This window comes from Achromobacter spanius (assembly GCF_002966795.1).
Lineage (GTDB): Bacteria > Pseudomonadota > Gammaproteobacteria > Burkholderiales > Burkholderiaceae_B > Achromobacter > Achromobacter spanius_D.
In genome coordinates this window covers 5,639,598-5,655,658 of record NZ_CP023270.1, presented here as the reverse complement: position 1 = coordinate 5,655,658, position 16,061 = coordinate 5,639,598, and the positions used below count along the sequence as shown (strand labels likewise).

Genomic DNA, 16,061 nt, shown 5'->3' with positions numbered 1-16,061 from the left:
GATGTCCACGCAAGCCTGGTCCTGGATACACAAGTGGAGCAGTCTGGTCTGCACGGTCTTCATGCTGCTGCTGTGCCTGACCGGGTTGCCCCTGATCTTTCACGAAGAGATCGAGCACCTGTCAGGCGTGGTCGAAGCGCCGCCCATGCCCGCCGGCACGCCCAATGCCAGCATGGACCAGATCGCCCAGACCGCGCTGGAACGCCGCCCGGGCGAAGTCATCCGCTACATGTTCTGGGATCAGGACGAGCATCCCGACATTACGTACGTGTCCATGGCCAGCGCCGTCGACGCGCCGCCCGAGGAAAACAACGCCGTGGTCATCGACTCGCGCACGGCCAAGGTCCTGGACGAGCCGGCCACCGATGAAGGCTTCATGTACGTCATGCTCAAGCTGCATACGGATATGTTTGCCGGTCTGCCCGGCATGCTGTTCCTGGGCGCGATGGGCCTGTTGATGGTGGTCGCCATCGTGTCCGGCGTGGTGCTGTACTACCCCTTCATGCGGCGCCTGAAGTTCGGCGCGCTGCGCACCCAGCGCAGCACCCGCGTCAAATGGCTGGACTGGCACAACCTGCTGGGCATTGTCACCGTCGTCTGGCTGCTGGTCGTGGGCATTACGGGAAGCATCAACACCTTGAACCGCGTCGTGCTGAGCTTGTGGCAGATGGACCAGATGGCCGAAATGACCGCACCGTTCCGCGGCCTGCCGCCCGTCACGCAGCCCGCGCATCTGGAAACCTCCATTCGCACGGCCCGCGCCGCGGTCCCGGACATGGCGGTGAGCCTGGTGGCGTTTCCGGGGACGATGTTTTCCAGCCCGCACCATTACACGTTCTTCATGAAGGGCAACACGCCCGTGACCTCGCGGCTGCTCAAGCCCGCACTGGTGGACGCGACAAATGGGGAACTGACCGACACGCGCGATATGCCGTGGTACGTGAAGACCCTGTTCCTGTCGCAGCCGCTGCATTTTGGGGATTACGGCGGTTTGCCGTTGAAGATTCTGTGGGCGGTACTGGATCTGTTCGCGATCGTGGTGCTGGGCAGCGGCTTGTACTTGTGGCTGCGCAAGCCCAAGGCCGCGACGGCGACGAAGCCGCAGGCGGACGATGGCGTCGAGACCGCAAATGCCCTGCGTCAGGGTGATCGGCAAGGGGCCGCGCAATGAACAAGACGAGTGAAGCGCACGGCGCGCGAACCGAGAATCTGCAGTCGGCGGGCGTTGTGTTCCGCGTGCCGATCTGGCTTGGCGTGGCGTCGGTGGTTGGACTGGTGTCGGCGCTGCTGGGCGACGGCGTTTGGGACGGCGTGTCGTGGTTGGCGATCTTTGCGCCGATTGGGGCGGTCTGGTGGGCGTGGCGGCGGCGGGGCGGGTAGGGCCGCCGCCTTGCTCACCGCCGTCTTATGCTCAATGGCGCGCGGCCATCAGGGTAAGCACATCGCTCAGCGATCGCACCGACTCCGCGGAATCCGCTGTCGCGGCGTGCCGGTCCAGGTGATAACCGTGCATGCCAAATCGCCGAGGCCCGATCATGTCGGCCTCGATGGTGTCGCCGATCATCAGGACTTCATCGGCTTGGCACGCAATGCCGTCGCAAAGATATTGGTAGATCTCGGCCTGCGGTTTGACGGCGCCGGCCTCATACGACCATGCGCAGAAGTCCGGTTGGAAGGGCAGCAGATCCAGCACCGGCGGCCCATACGGCGCGGCCAGGTTCGAGCAAAGCGCGACCTTGATACCGCGCTGCCTCAATGCAAGCAGCGTCGGCGTGGCGTCAGCGAAAAGCGTGATCGACTGGATCTCTACGCGCAGTTCGTCTTCAAGCGCGTTCAGGTCTGCGTCGCTGATCATTCCGCCAAACAGACTGGCGGTTTGCCTCAGGTCGATCGCGCTGCTCATCGCACGAATGCCGTCGTCGCGCTGACGCGGGCGGCCCGCCTCGTGCAGCAGCCTGACCAACTTGCGAAACGGTCGGGTCGGCCGTTCTATGTTGACCAAGGTTCCGAATACGTCGAATGCCGCGGCCTTGATTGCCATTGATCCTCCCGCTTGCCAAAGACGCCATCCACGGTGCGGCCGGTGATCAGAACCGACCTCGTTGCGCTGGGATTCTAGCGGGTAAATCTTGCCGCATTTCAACGGCGCATTGGTTCGTTTTTACATGAGAATTGTTATCATTTATTCGATATAATTCTCAATTGTCCGTTCGTCCGCCCGCTATTGCGCTACCGATTCAGACGCAGAAGTTTGCCGAAATGCGCACGACGCGTAACGTCGTTTATTCAAGACCATGACTGAACCGTGTTAGCCCGCTACTACGGAGACCTGCTGAACTTCTGCATGCGGAAGGTGCGAGACCGCGAAACGGCCGCTGACCTGGCGCAGGAAAGTTATGCGCGCGTGTTGTCCATGCAGCAGGCCGGGCGAGTCATTCGGGAACCTGCGGCCTTGCTCCGGCAGGTGGCACTGAACGCCAAGATCGATTTGGACCGCCGTGCCGCCATTCGCCAGCACGACGACATCGATGCCCTGAGCGACGCGGACCACCCCGTTGCTCCCCAGTGCCTCCAACCTGAAGAGGCATACGTCGTGTATCAGACCGTTCAGGCATACCTCGACACCATTGAGGCGCTACCCCCGCGATGCCGCGAGGCGTATTCCATGTACCTTTTCGACGAATTGCCCTACAAGGAAATCGCCGAGCGCATGGGGGTATCCCTGAGCCTGGTGGACCGATACATCAAGCGCGGCAAACTCGCCTGCATGGCCCGCCGGGAGGCGCTTCGCAATGAGGAATGAAAACCGGCAATATTCGGGGCATCCCTTTTTTTGCCGAGGTGTGGTTTTGCCCCCTCTCGTGCGTCTGTACCAATAAGATGAGCCGTTTTTCTTCAACATCCTCCCGCACTGATTCAGCCTCGTTCGACGAGGCTGCGGAGATGCGCGAGCTTGACGAGTTCTTTCGCCAGCAAGACCCCGTGAATGTGGCTGCCGTGAATTGGCACTCTCGCCGGGAACAGGGCTTGACCGCTGACGAGCAGGAAGAATTCCGGCTGTGGTTGGCCGCGAGCCCCAACCATGCCGCCGCCTATCAAGACCTGGATCACAGCGTGGGGGCGCTGCGCGCGATCTCGGCAGAAGACGCCGCGCGGGTTCGCCCGGGCCCTTCGACAGCATCCCGCGACGGGATGGTGCAGCCAGAACCGATCCTGAAACCGGGCGCCGGACCCAAGCGTGCGCAAGGGTGGACCAGCATTTTGTCCTCGTTCGTCGCGCCTCGGCCGCGCCGGGCCTGGCTGGCCTTCTGTTGCGCGGCCGTTCTGACGGCAGGCATAGGCTGGCATCAATGGGACCAGCGCACCTTCTCTCACAGCTATGTGATCGAGCGTGGGCAACGCCAGACCGTGACGTTGCCCGATGGCTCCGAATTGGCGTTCGACGCGGAAACGCAGGCGCGAGTCGCCCTGTATCACGACCGTCGCGAAGTGCGCATCACCGAGGGGCAGATCATGTTTTCCGTCGCGCCGGACAGCGCGAAGCCTTTTCAGGTGTTGGCAGGACCTGCACGCGTCACCGTGGTGGGCACGCGGTTCTCGGTACGGTATCGCCTTGACGGCATGGATACGAATACCGTCAACGTGGCGGTGGAAAAAGGCCATGTCCGGGTGGCGGACGCGCACAGCCGGCAGCCTGATGGTTCGACGGCCGAAGTCGACCTGGTGGCCGGCCAGGGGCTTACCGTGTCGGCGGATGGCGCCATCGGGCAGGTTTCCAAGGTGGCGCCAGGCAGCATCGCGCCGTGGCGCAAGGGCCTGGTGCATTTCGAAAACACGTCGTTGAGCGATGCGTTGCTGGAACTGGAGCGCTACGGCGCCACCGGGCTGACGATCAGCGACCCCGTCGTGGCCGCAATGCCCATCGGCGGCAGTTTCCAGATCGGACGCCCCGAGGCGTTTGCCCAGATGGTCGTACAGATCCTTCCCGTCAAGCTGATAAAAGGCGCCGGCGGCAAGACAGAGATCGCCCGCGCGCCGTAAGTCCGGCAAGGCCCACCTGCGGGCCGAAAAAAGTTTGTTCGACGAGGTGTAGATTTCGGCGGGCTGGTGCGTCTTTAAGGGTAGTGAGATTTATTTTTATTCATTACCCGATTCGTAAAGGACGTTTCCATGCGGTTGGTTCACGCTCGCTTTCATCCCGCTCCCTTTGTCTTGGCTATCGCCTTGGCGCTCGCTGCGCCGGGAATCACGCTGGCGCAGGCCGCTTCCAGCGGCGCCAAGCCTGTCACCCTCTCCATTGCTGCCCAACCGCTCGGATCGGCGCTGAACGAACTGTCGGCGGCCACCGGCACGCCCATCGGGTTTTCGCCGGCGCTTGTCGCGGGCAAGACGGCACGCGCGGTCAACGGCAATCTCACTGCGTTGCAGGCGGTTGGCCAAATGCTTGTCGGCAGCGGACTGGTTGCCGTGCAGGAAGCAGGCGGCATCATCATCAAGGCCGCCGAGTCCACCGGCGGTGTCACCACCCTGGACACCGTGACGGTCGTAGCCCAGTCAGAGCGCGGCAATGGCCTGCCCGAAGTCTATGCAGGCGGGCAGGTCGCGCGCGGCGGGCGGCTGGGCATGCTCGGCAACAAGGACGTGATGGATACGCCCTTCAACATTACCAACTACACGGCTCAATTGATCGAGGATCAGCAGGCGGAGACGGTGTTGGATGTCTTGAGGAACGAGCCCTCGATCCGGCAAACTGCGCCAGCAGGAAATCCGGCCGAGGCGTCCTTCAAGATTCGCGGCTTCAGCCTGACGCCCGGCTCGGTAACCTTCGACGGGTTGCACGGCATGGCGCCGGATACGGGAAACCTCTCGGTGGAGTTTGCCGAGCGGGTAGAGGTCATCAAGGGTCCGGCCGCTCTGCTCTACGGCATGTCGCCCAGCGGCGCGGTGGGCGGTTCCGTCAATCTCGTTCCCAAGCGGGCGGGCGACGAACCCCTGACACGCTTGACGCTGGGCGTGGAAGGTAAGGGGCTGTGGAGGGCTCAGGTGGACACGGGCCGCCGCTTTGGCGCCAACAATGAGTGGGGCTTGCGTTTCAACGGCCGCTACAAAGATGGCGACAAGTATGTCAACGGCGCGAGCAACGGGGGCAACCTCGGTGCGTTGGCGCTGGACTACCGCGGCGAGCGCCTGCGCCTGACACTGGACGCGTACCGCATGGAAGAAAAGCAGCGCGGCGGCGGCACGATTGCCATCTACCGGTTCGACAGCGGGCTGACGTCGATGCCGTCTCCCCCCGACGCGCGCACCAATATGTATCCAGGCTCGCCCGAGAGCAAAGAGACGACCGAAGCCATCATCCTGGGCGGCGAGTACGACTTCAACGACCACTGGACCGGCTTCGCCAAGTTCGGCGCACAGCGCTCCGAGTTTGACGGCCCCATCAATGGATGGCTCACGGACATTCAAGCCAATGGCGATGCAACCGTGACCACCGACCAGAGCGCTTCCTTCGCCAAGACAAAAAGCGCCGAAACAGGCCTGCGCGGCCAGTTCCACACGGGTCCGGTCAGCCATTTCGTGGCTTTGAGCGCGTCTTATCTGAATCGCGAGAACGGCAGTGCGCTGGCATTCATGCCGTTCGACCAGCCGTCCAATATCTACAATCCGTCGCGTCTCGTCTGGCCTGATGCGCCGGGCAGTCCTCCGAAGGCTTCGGAAAGCACCCTTAGCGGCGTTGCCCTGGCCGACACGCTGGGCTTTATGGATGACCGCGTTCTGCTGACTGTCGGCATACGCCGGCAGAACGTGAAGTCGAGAAACTTCGACGACACCACCGGCGCCGAGACCTCAAGCTACGACTCCAGCGCCTGGACGCCGATGGCCGGGCTGGTGGTCAAGCCGACCAACGATCTGTCGCTGTATGCCAATTACATCCAGGGCTTGTCGCCGGGCACGACGGTCGGCAACACCTACCAAAACGCGGGCGAGGTCTTCCCGCCCTACAAGACCGATCAGGTCGAACTGGGCGCCAAGCTACAGACGGGCAGCTTCACCAACACCATCAGCCTGTTCCAGATCTCCAAGCCCAGCACGACGGCCGACTACAGCACCACGCCGCTGCCCACGCTGCGCCTGGACGGCGAGCAGCGTAACCGGGGCGTCGAGTGGGCGGTTTTCGGCGAACTGACACGCGGCCTGCGCATGCTGGGTGGGGTGACCTACATGCAAAGCACGCTGACCAAGACGCAGGACGGCCTTCAGAATGGAAACCGGGCGGCCGGCTCGCCGCCGTGGGCAGCCAACCTGGGGCTGGATTGGGACGTGCCGGGCGTGCCCGGGCTGGCATTGAACGGTCGCGTGATCTATACCAGCTCACAGTACGTGAACAGCGACAACACGTTGAAGATGCCGTCGTGGACACGGCTGGATCTGGGCGCACGCTATGCGACCAAACTTGCCGGGCAGCGCGTGGTGTTCCGCGCGGGTGTGGACAACGTGTTCAACAGGAACTACTGGGAAAGCGTCTGGAACGACAACGCCGTCAACCTGGGCGCGCCGCGTACGTTCCGGCTGTCAGCCAGCATTGATTTCTGACACGCGCAAACGCGCCGCCGCCGGACCGGCCGGCGGCGCGTGTGCTGTTTAACGCCGGCGTGCGGTCAGCCAGTCGATCGGCTGAAGGGCGTGATCGACGATACGGACTTCACCGACGCTGCCGAAGAAACCGTCGGCCCGCGCGCCATCCCACGACCCGGCGCCGACGATCCACGGCATGTTGGCCGCCAGCGTCGCCAGGCCGCGAGCGCCCGAGGTGTTGCGCAGCACCGGCGCGCCTTCCACGTACAGGATGGTTTCGTGCGTCGTGTCATCGTTCACCACGGCGACGTGCATCCACTTGTCGGGGATGATTTCGCCCGACCAGTTCGCCTTGGGACCGCGAGCTCCCGTGTCGTCCGGCACCACTTCCCACTGGATCTCGCGCAGGCTCGACACGGCGAACAGCAGCGGCGGGGACTCGGGGTCTCCGCCCGAGAAACCCGCCAGATCGCCGCGCTTGCCGTCGCGCGTCATGATGTTCATCCACGCGTGCTTGGACGCAACCCAGTCGCGGTCGATCTTGATGAACGCTTCCACGGTGTAGCCATTGGGCGAGGTTTGACCGTTGATGATGGCCGCCGCGTCCGTCGTGAAGTAGCTCATGCGAGCCGTGTTCTTGTCGGTGTTCAGGAAGCGCACCGAGCCGGGGGCGGCCGACAGGTAATGGTGATCGTCGGACCAGACCACGTCGCCCAGCTGCGCACCGGCCACGCCATCAATGTTCAGCGGCGCGCGGCGCATCGGATTCAGCCCGGTGCGGTCGGCGATCACTTCGCCCACCGGCACGGCCTGCCCATTGGCACCGCCAAAGAAGCGCCAGTGCGCCAGCGTGCCCGACACCTGCGGATAGTCTTCCGCATCGGCGGCAGGCTTCTGCTCGGCCGCGACCGGATCCGTGTAGTTCGCCAGGATCAACGCGCGGGCCTGATCGATCAGCGCGGTGTGCGACGGCGTAGCCGCCTTGAATTCCTTGTTGAACCCGCCAAAACGCTTCGCAAAATCCATCTTGATGGTGAACTGCTCGTTCGCGCCGGTCAGGATGGCCTGGTCGAACGTGTTGAGCGTGTTCTTCGGCTTTTGCGGGACCCACGGCGAGAACGACAACACTCGGATCTCGTTGTTGCTGAGATCGAATTCATACAAACGCATCAGGCCGTTGCCGCCCTGATAGGCCATCTGATAGTCCACCACCATTTCCTCGACAGCGTTGCCGAACGCGTTGGTCTTGGTCAGATGCGCGGCGCCGTGATAGTGGCCGTTCAGCGTCATGAAGATCTGATCGTTGTCGCGGATCAGCTTGTCCCACAGCATCAGGCCGTAGGGAACTTCCAGCGGCGTGACGCCGTCCTTGTCGATGTTCAGCAACTGGTGGTTGACCAGAATCACCGGCAGCGTCGGGTTCGCGCGAATAACCTGATTGGCCCACGTCAGCGCGTCATCGGAAATGCGCCACGACAGCGACAGGACCATGATCTTCTGGCCCTCGGCTTCGAACACGTGATACTCATGAAAACCGCTGGGATCGCGGCCGCCAAACGTGGCCTGGTTCTTGGCGCGATCGGCGCTGAAGGTCTTCAGATACGGCTCGTTGGCCAGATTGCGCTGCGCGTCCGTGGCGCTGGCCTGGCTGCTGGCGTCCACGTAGTCGCGGTCCAGGATCACGTCGTGATTGCCGGCCAGGATCGAGTACGGGACCTTGGCATCTTCCAGAATTGCCATGGCGGCATCCGCCACTTTCCACTGGTCGGGCTTGCCTTGCTGATCGACGACGTCGCCCAGATGGATCAGGAACGGGATGCCCAGCGACTTGGAGTGATCGGCCACCCACTGCGTCTGCGCCTTGAACGGCTCGCTGCCGTACTTGCGCATGAACTGCTGGTTTTCGTCGTCGGTTGCGTAGCGCGAGTAGAACTGCGTGTCCGGCAGCACGGCTACAGCGAAGCTGGAGATGTTGACGGGTTGGGGTTGCGGTTCGGGTTGGGGCTGCGGTTGCGGTTGCGTACCGGGCGTTTCGGGCGACGTGGTGTCGTCGTCATCGTCGTCGCTGGAGCATGCCGACAGCAGTAGCGATCCACCCACGGGCAGCAGCGTGGCGCCAAAGCCGGCCTTGAGCAGGCTGCGACGGCGCGGATCCGCGTCGGTCGGCAGCGCCGCAAGTTTGTTTGCAACCTCAAGTTTGCCGTCGTGCTTGTCGTTCGCCATCTGTGCTGCCCTTCAGAAAAAGCGGGAAGCTTAGGTAGGGCGGATGACGGGATGATGAATGTTCGGTGGTGTTTTCTTGACCGGCTTCGGCGAGTGCGGCCGATCGGCGATGTCACTGTTTGAAGTCTTACGCGCGGCTGAAACTTGATTATGCTGATCAGGTCAACGCCGGCGAAAGAGGCCTTCAAGTATCTGCGCTTGACGTCGCTAAGCAGTCTGCGGCGCAAGCAGTAAACCTGCCTGTGCAAACGCTTCGCGCGGCAGCGTCTTCATTCCGTGGTCGAAACCCATCGCGTAACGATCGCAACCAGGAAGCTGCGGCCACGCATCAATCAGCGCTGCAATTTGGTCGAGCCACTGCGAGTTGGGGCCAATCTGCTTGATCAAAAACCAGATCACAGCGATAAGGCCGAAAAGGCGGCCGCGCGCGTGGTCGGATAATGTCAGCGTATTGAAATAGGGATGGGGCAGGTGTGCGAGAGTGTTGCTGGATGACTGGTTCCAGACTCGCGCGTGGTGCGCACATCGATTGCGCAATGTATTGATCTGCTGCAACCAATCTTTCAGAACCAGACTGTTCGCAATCCCTAATCGATTGGAAATTCGCTGTCGGTGCTTCCCGCGAAGCATCTCGAAGTACCTGGATAGCAGACCAAAGTCCCAGGCTTCGACCGCGACCCAAAACGGGATCGCTCTACTATTTGCGCGATGCCATACGATGCAGTCTTCGCGGGAGCGGTTGAGTTGCGTGCGCTGGCGTTCAGACCATTCTCGCCACTGGTTGCGTACCTTACCTTTGTGCGCATAGTCGACACAGGCTCGGGGCATGATGAAGCGATCCTGTTCGTACGCCATTGGATCGTGGAAACCGACCTCGTGGGCAATTACCGAACGAAGGTGCACTTCGATCCGCTCGATAGCGTCGAGTGCGAGAAGTCTGAGGCGTTTATCGAAAAGATATAGGTTGAAGACATCGTGGAATGCAGTGCCTGGCGCGAAGCGATCTGCGCGCAACGGCCGGCCTGCGTGGCCGGTGACTTGTTTCCCGCGTTGATCCAAGCACGGTTTCCGGCAGGGGTACCAGTACCCGCTCAGCCGGTAATAGCCGACCTGGGAGAGCTTGCGTTGAGTGCGACCTGCGTCACCAATGTCCATGCCGCGCTCTGCAAGCACGCTCGCGAGTTCGACGTATGTCTTATGCGGTTTTGGTGGTGCCGTCTGAGCCAAGGGCAATGCCTCAGAAATGAGAAGGCCCAAACATGCAGCCGGACAAGCCGACTACAGAGGTTTGGGCGCGATTGCAGTGATTGTTGTCTCTATCGTCGGGAGGGGTCAAGCGTTTGGCGGCTCTCAGTACGTGAGGTTGCCAAAAATAGGACCAAGTCCGACGAAATTGGAGCGCGAGTTCACCGAGGCTTCTTTGGGCTCATTGACGGAGAACAATGCTTTGAATAGAAGCGTGCAGAGATAAACGCTTTTGCAGCGCCACACGCATGGAATTCGTGGTGCCCGGGGCCGGAATCGAACCGGCACGCCTTGCGGCGGGGGATTTTGAGTCCTGTACGGGTTGCCAGTATTCATGCGGGTTCCCGGGCGATCTGTTCCGCATTTTTCCCATACATTCATCGTAGGGGGCAACTGCAAATGCGGAACGCGTTTTAGCGGACAGGCTTGAGGCGTGCGACCTTGGTTCGATAGTGTCTCCTGGTGAGGTTGACGCTGCTGTGCTGAAGCAGTTGACTAGCTGCTTCGTCGCTCTCGGAAAGATCCCCAGCGCGCTTACGCATATCGCGAAGGATCATGGACCGGATTTCTTCCGCGAGCCGAGGCTCGCCAGCCGCTTCCACGTTTAAGGCGGCCAGCTCGCGCGCGAACTCCCAGCGGTTGCGCAGCATGGTGTACGTAACCGGTCGGCCGGTCGCGGTGCTGAGCAACATCTGATGATGCGCGCGGATGGACCGCCGGCGCTTAATCAAGCCGGGCAAGACTGCTGAAAGCGAGACATCGAAGTCTGCTTTCTTTCCCGTTTTGTTAGCCCGCAGCCGCAATAGGTCACCGTCCGGCAAGGGAACAAGGATCGCGTCTTTGATCCGCATGCCGGTTGCGGTGGCGATATCCATGGCATCTTGCAGAACTTGGTCGCCCGCAAAGTAGACTGCGTCGAAGAGGTCGTCGGTCACTTCGAACTCGCGAGCTTTCTCCGGATTTTTCCAGCGAGACTTTTCCAGGCCTGCAGCGGGCCAGTGTGCGGTTGTATAGCCCTCTTTGCGAGCCCAGTTCCAAACGATTTGCAGCAAAGCCATTTCGCGATTGCCGCGGGTCTTCGCTGTACGTCGCCGCAGATAGCCAGTGAGGTGGACAAGTTCGATGGATTCCCACGTGGCAGCGGCGAATACCGGGCGCAGCTTTCGCAGGCATTTGCTGTATCCGTCTCTGGTTTCGGCGTTTTGATAGGAAAGCAGGCCGGTCTCTTTGTCAGATTCCCAGGCTGCAAAGGCTTCCTCGAGCGTGCCGACGATGCGTGGCCCACCCTCGCGAATTTCATCCCACTTCGCCACTGCCTGCTCGTAGTCCGTGCCGAGTGGGATATCAGGTTGCCCGTCCGAACGACAATCATAGAAATAGTACGTGACCACTCGCCCGCTTTTCCGCTTCCGCGTATGGGACCGAAGATTCGGGAACTTATTGGTCATGAGACGGCGGAGAGGTTGGGGGCGGAGTGGCGTGGCGTGGGGCGGCCCTCCACCCAGGCGGCCACATGGGCTACCAAGACGATGTTGTGTTTGCGCACCACCTTGTAAGGGATGCCGTATTCGTTTAAGACGCGTTGCTGTGCCGCTGCCTGGGCATAGCCGGTCAGGCGTTGCAGCGCGGCGTCGGACAGGATGGGGTCCATATCGCCTCCAGATGAAGCCCGCTCTACGCGGGGAGTTTGTTATCAAGTTCGGCCAGCAGCGCGCACGAATCTGCATATGCCCGCATGGCTCGGTGTTCGTCGATCTGTGCGGCCCCGAGAGTATCGGTGCACTCGCGGAGCTGGACGGCGAGGCGGGCGGCCTGGTCGGCGAGCTGCCCTACGACGAGAGGGCTCGCGGCCTCGATGAACTCACGGACGCCAGGTGCCATGTTCACGTCGGGATGCCCATCGGATTGCTGAATGGTGCCGTGCAAAGCGCTGCCATCGCGCCGCTGTGGCCCGTCTTCAAACGTCAGGCGCCGAAACGAGCAGGAATCCCACCATTTCCAGTCCCGGTTACCGAGGGCTGCGGCGAGCTGCTTGAGGCGGCCGCCTCCCGGTCGGGCTGCGTGCGCAGCGAACGGCCACCGCAGGGAGCCGTCGCCGCTAGGGCAAGAGCATTGCGCCTTGCTGGCCTGGGGGGCGGCATGTGTGGCTGGCGGGGAAGGGGCCGCAGAAAGCAAAGCTTCCCAGGCCAGCGCCAGCGCGTGGCGAGAAAGCCCATACGACACCGTGCCGGACGGCGATCTCACCACTTCGCCTGCGGTGCGCATTTCTTCGGTCAGCTTCTCGGGGACGAGACGCCACCCCTTATGCGACTCCCCGGCTACAGGGGCGCTTGCCAGGGCGTCGCGGCGTGCGCGTTCGGCCCATGCCGCCCGCGCTAGGGTCAACTCGGTCTTGTCGTAGCTGATGATGGCGGGGTCCACGTCATGTTGCAGCCAGTGTTCAAACGCCGTCCGCTCATCGGCTACAGGGGCGCGCAGCTTGGACAGCGCCTTGTGCGCTTCGTACATGAGCAGCGTCACGGAGTCTTCGCCATCGTGAAGGCCGATCCATTGATGCAGTTGCGCAATGACGGATTCGGGGCTGTCGTAGCCGTGGCGCTGGATCACTGCATTGACGTATTCATCGCTCAAGGGGTTTGCCTGCTCGACTTCCTGCGCCGGGGCGGGGATGTTGGTGGTCATGATTCAGTCTCCACACATGCAGTCCGCCAGGGCTTCATCCTCGCTCTCGATGTGGGGCAGGATGTTCTGGCGTGATTGGAATTCAGCCTCGCGGGCCAGTTCGGTGTATCGCGGGCGGTCGGATCGGAACGTCGCGCCGTTCGGACGGGATTCCTGCTTTGCCCACCAGACATGACGAGTCGGCTCACGGCGAATGGCAGCAACGATCTTGGCCCGCGACTTCAGAAAGCAAAGGTCGCAATTTCCTAGATCGCCAGCCGGATCTAGCCGCAGGTCAAACGGCTGCCTACGCCAGAACGCCAGCACGTCTGCCTTGGCTACGCCAGAACGGGCCAGCGGCAGATACGGGATGCCTGCGCTGTTGTCCCGCCCAGGCGCGCCGAGTCTGGCCACGCGGCGAGGTTCATCGGCTCGAATTCCCATTACTGCATCCCAGGTGTCGTACCCCAGCGAAAGCGCCCAGGCTCGGGAGGTCTTCACTTTCAAGTTTGCCGTGCACAACCTGGCCACGGGGTTTGGAAGCATTCCCAAAGCGTCCATCATGCGTTCGAACGGCTCGCCTTCTCTGCTGGCGCTCTTGAAGTCGACGATCCGAAAAATGCAGCGGGACCGACTTCCATTCTCGAAGCCATCCCACTCCATCCAGGTGATGGGAACTCCCCAGCGCTGACTGCATTCCTCGATGAATGCCAGAGTTTCCTCCCGCTCCTTGCCGGTGTTCTGGAACGCCACATGCACGTCATCCGGCAATGCACCTTGGTGCGCGTCCAAGATTTGGCGCAGCATATAGGCGCTTGTTCGGCCGCCGCTGAACTGAATTAAGGCCGGACCATCGATGTGATACGGGTCCATCACCCCTCCTGCTGCCGAGAGGCGGAAAGGACGGCGTCGACGGCTACGGGATCGAACAGATCATGCGCGGCGTCAAACTCAATCCAAGTGCCCGAACGGTTCTCGTATCTTTTTACGCCGCCGTGAGGACCGATCAAGAAGCTGTACCGGGGCAGGGCGCACAGCTTCTTCCGCACGGCCTCAAACGCTTCGTTGCGGTCGGTGGGCGCAACGCCAGCGTCAGAAGCCCGCGCGCGGCGGGCCATTGTTTCGTTCCTCACCTTTTCTTCCCAGCAGGAGGGGCAGAGCGTGTCCCAGGACATGCCGGAGAAGGCGCCGCGACAGATAGCGCATTTCTTGCCGGGGGCGGAAGGCGACGTTTCGGGCGCACCCAGGGCTGCGCCCAGGAAACTGCGGAGGGGAGCGTCTGCGGCGTCAAGGGCGTCGCGATACCGCTGGCGCTCTTTCGGGGTCATCTTTGCGACCATGTCGTGCAGCACACGGGTGGACAGCGCGGCCAGGTCAACGTCGTCCATGTCGTCGAGGTTTTGGGGGGCGTTCATGCGGGGACATCCTCTGCGGTGGGGATTTCGGCCTGGCTGGCGGAAGCCGCGGTCTCTGCCTGGCGGCGCCGCTTCTCCGCCTGTTTGGCGCGAGCGGTTTCAACGGCACCGTGGGCCCGGAATAGATCGAGCAGGGCGGCGGCTGGGATAGTGATGGTTTCGGCGGCTACGCGGCCTTCCTGGATGTCCAAGAGGGTCGCGCGCTGGTTGGCGTCCAGGCCATGCATGAACGTGTCCACGCCGCTGATGAGCGGGGAGACCACTTTGCGGGGCAGGGCGCGGCCGTGGATGGTGCTGTGCGTCACGCGGGACTTGCCGGAGGCCTTGGCTTTCTTAAACTCGTCTTGCAGGAACAAGCCAGCGCCCTCGCCATGCTTGGCAACGGCCTCGATGGCGGTGGATGCCTTCACCGCACCGGAACGCACCAGGGCATGCACATCGCTGTTGGCGTGGGCCAGTGCGATCATCTTGCCGACCCATTGAGGGGAGACGTGTTCCAGGCGGCTGATGCGTTCGTTGTCCCACTTGAAGCCCGCCAGCTTGGCGTAGCCGAAGGCGGTTTCCAGCGGGGTCAGGTGCCGGCCCTGGGCGCTGCTGATGACGCGGGCGGTGCGGTCCGCATCGTTGCCTTCGAATGCGGTCACGTCGATCCAGACAACGCCATCTTTGTCGTGCAGTGGCGCGCCGGCGGAAATCGCTCGACCGATCTGGGCGTGGCGACGGTGGCCGTCTACCAGCCACACGCCACCTGCGGGCCGGGGGCGGACTTCGAGCGGCGGGATCTTGCCACCGGACATGATGTGTTGAAACAGGGCCTCGTCGTCCGCCTCGGCCTGTTCGCGCTCTTGGCCGTCCAATAGTTCGATAGGGGTGCGCAGGTTGAAACCGGGCTCGATGTGCAGATCCTCATACCGGACCTGCATTGCGTGGGCGCGCTTGATTTCTTTCGAGAGGATCTTCTGCCGGAAGGAAACGGGGGCGGTGGATTCGGTCATGGGGACTCCAGGAATCAAAATTTCTTCTCGCCGCCGAGCGCTTCCACCAGCTCGGCACGCATCTTGGCGAGTTCGCCGGTCATGAGGACCATGTCCGAGTCGAACTTCTCGTCTTCGTTCTGCGAGTAGTCCGCGCCTTCCTTCAGCACGTCCAGTGGCGAGACTCGGCGGATATCCAGACCTTCGGTCAGGACGAACGAAATGCGGTCGGCCCAGGTCATGGCGAGGCGGGTGCATTGCTTGCCGGACTGGATATGCCGGCGAGCGTCTTCCGCGTCGATGGAATGCTTCAGGTAGCGGACCGCCGCGCCGCTGGTGCCAGAGGAGCGCAGTTCGGTGTCCTGGTCGATGGTGAAGTTGTTTGGGGCTTCATCTTCAGCCAACCAGCCGGTCATGGCCGCAGCGGGCGACTCCACGACATACAGGTTTTCCAGGGGCATGGGGTCAACCGTCTTCGCCAGAAGGCCGACGACCTCATCCGCTTTGGATGATGAGGCGGTGTCGATCACCAGCCAGCGATTCACCGGGTCAATCCAGACGCGGGTATCGCGGTAGACGCTGAAGGCGCGCGGCAGAAGCTCGTCGGCCACGCGTTCCTTGATTTCCTTCATTTGCTTGCGGCCGAGCTTGTAACCCTGCTGCTCTTCGATTTCCTCGGCCCGCACCCTAGCGACCTGCGCAATCACGGAGGGGGGCAGGAGCTTCTTCTCGGCGCGCATGCTGAGCAGGAAGCGACCGGCAACGGGGTGGGCGAGCTCTCCGCCTTCGCGGGGCGCGATCCATCCAATGGACTGCATTTCGAGGTTGGTGCTGGATTGGAAGGCGTGACGCTTCAGACCCGCCTGCAGCTTTTCCGCATAGTCGGAGAGCGGTGCGGACAGGCGGTAAATCTTGAGGTTCTTGAACCACATGGGGCGGTCTCGAAAGGATGGTTTTGGGAAGTCAG

General features: G+C 62.3%; 15 protein-coding genes and 1 tRNA gene. 5 read left to right on the top strand and 11 right to left on the bottom strand.

The features are described 5' to 3' along the window. The first annotated feature begins 1 nt into the window (after nucleotide 1). Together CLM73_RS25655 and CLM73_RS25650 are read left to right on the top strand one after the other, a co-directional pair. Nucleotides 2-1,171, top strand: a complete 1,170-nt coding sequence (locus tag CLM73_RS25655) for a PepSY-associated TM helix domain-containing protein (RefSeq protein ID WP_105240829.1) — start codon at nucleotides 2-4, stop codon at nucleotides 1,169-1,171. Then, nucleotides 1,168-1,380, top strand: a complete 213-nt coding sequence (locus CLM73_RS25650) for a hypothetical protein (RefSeq protein WP_105240828.1) — start codon at nucleotides 1,168-1,170, stop codon at nucleotides 1,378-1,380. The genes CLM73_RS25655 and CLM73_RS25650 overlap by 4 nt, the downstream gene beginning before the upstream one ends. Before the next feature lie 31 nt (nucleotides 1,381-1,411). Here the strand turns inward: CLM73_RS25650 and CLM73_RS25645 are convergent, their stop codons facing one another. Continuing rightward, nucleotides 1,412-2,143 (bottom strand): HAD family hydrolase, encoded by a 732-nt coding sequence (locus CLM73_RS25645; RefSeq protein ID WP_234015747.1) that lies wholly within the window; start codon nucleotides 2,141-2,143, stop codon nucleotides 1,412-1,414. A 162-nt stretch (nucleotides 2,144-2,305) separates the two neighbouring features. On the opposite strand from CLM73_RS25645, the gene CLM73_RS25640 reads away from it, so the two are divergent. From CLM73_RS25640 to CLM73_RS25630, 3 genes are all read left to right on the top strand, one after another. Continuing rightward, the gene (locus CLM73_RS25640; protein ID WP_105240826.1) at nucleotides 2,306-2,803 is read left to right on the top strand and encodes an RNA polymerase sigma factor; all 498 of its coding nucleotides are present in this window, start codon (nucleotides 2,306-2,308) and stop codon (nucleotides 2,801-2,803) included. Further along, complete coding sequence (locus CLM73_RS25635; protein ID WP_325048246.1) at nucleotides 2,800-4,041, top strand: FecR family protein; 1,242 nt, start codon at nucleotides 2,800-2,802, stop codon at nucleotides 4,039-4,041. Before CLM73_RS25640 ends, CLM73_RS25635 begins: the two co-directional genes overlap by 4 nt. 129 nt (nucleotides 4,042-4,170) lie before the next feature. Then, nucleotides 4,171-6,594, top strand: a complete 2,424-nt coding sequence (locus CLM73_RS25630) for a TonB-dependent receptor (protein WP_105240825.1) — start codon at nucleotides 4,171-4,173, stop codon at nucleotides 6,592-6,594. Between the two features lie 48 nt (nucleotides 6,595-6,642). Here the strand turns inward: CLM73_RS25630 and CLM73_RS25625 are convergent, their stop codons facing one another. From CLM73_RS25625 to CLM73_RS25585, 10 genes are all read right to left on the bottom strand, one after another. Continuing rightward, on the bottom strand, nucleotides 6,643-8,799 hold the full coding sequence (locus tag CLM73_RS25625) for a LamG-like jellyroll fold domain-containing protein (protein ID WP_105240824.1): 2,157 nt from the start codon (nucleotides 8,797-8,799) through the stop codon (nucleotides 6,643-6,645). Between the two features lie 207 nt (nucleotides 8,800-9,006). Next, the gene (locus tag CLM73_RS25620; RefSeq protein ID WP_105240823.1) at nucleotides 9,007-9,954 is read right to left on the bottom strand and encodes an Abi family protein; all 948 of its coding nucleotides are present in this window, start codon (nucleotides 9,952-9,954) and stop codon (nucleotides 9,007-9,009) included. A gap of 348 nt (nucleotides 9,955-10,302) precedes the next feature. Beyond that, nucleotides 10,303-10,394: transfer RNA gene (locus tag CLM73_RS29060), tRNA-Leu, on the bottom strand. 63 nt (nucleotides 10,395-10,457) lie between these two features. Further along, the gene (locus CLM73_RS25615; protein WP_234015746.1) at nucleotides 10,458-11,435 is read right to left on the bottom strand and encodes an integrase; all 978 of its coding nucleotides are present in this window, start codon (nucleotides 11,433-11,435) and stop codon (nucleotides 10,458-10,460) included. A 53-nt stretch (nucleotides 11,436-11,488) separates the two neighbouring features. After that, nucleotides 11,489-11,695 carry a DUF4224 domain-containing protein gene (locus tag CLM73_RS25610; RefSeq protein WP_105240822.1) on the bottom strand — a complete coding sequence of 69 codons (207 nt, stop codon included), beginning with the start codon at nucleotides 11,693-11,695 and terminating at the stop codon, nucleotides 11,489-11,491. A gap of 23 nt (nucleotides 11,696-11,718) precedes the next feature. Next, entirely contained in the window at nucleotides 11,719-12,726 is a 1,008-nt protein-coding gene (locus CLM73_RS25605) for a hypothetical protein (protein WP_105240821.1), read from the bottom strand. A 3-nt stretch (nucleotides 12,727-12,729) separates the two neighbouring features. Then, entirely contained in the window at nucleotides 12,730-13,578 is an 849-nt protein-coding gene (locus CLM73_RS25600; protein WP_234015745.1) for a Nin-like protein, read from the bottom strand. Beyond that, on the bottom strand, nucleotides 13,578-14,120 hold the full coding sequence (locus CLM73_RS25595) for a hypothetical protein (protein ID WP_105240819.1): 543 nt from the start codon (nucleotides 14,118-14,120) through the stop codon (nucleotides 13,578-13,580). Before CLM73_RS25595 ends, CLM73_RS25600 begins: the two co-directional genes overlap by 1 nt. Continuing rightward, complete coding sequence (locus CLM73_RS25590) at nucleotides 14,117-15,115, bottom strand: ParB/RepB/Spo0J family partition protein (RefSeq protein ID WP_105240818.1); 999 nt, start codon at nucleotides 15,113-15,115, stop codon at nucleotides 14,117-14,119. Before CLM73_RS25590 ends, CLM73_RS25595 begins: the two co-directional genes overlap by 4 nt. Nucleotides 15,116-15,129: 14 nt before the next feature. Beyond that, nucleotides 15,130-16,026: a recombination-associated protein RdgC gene (locus tag CLM73_RS25585; RefSeq protein ID WP_105240817.1), complete on the bottom strand. Its 897-nt coding sequence runs from the start codon at nucleotides 16,024-16,026 to the stop codon at nucleotides 15,130-15,132. Nucleotides 16,027-16,061 lie beyond the last annotated feature (35 nt).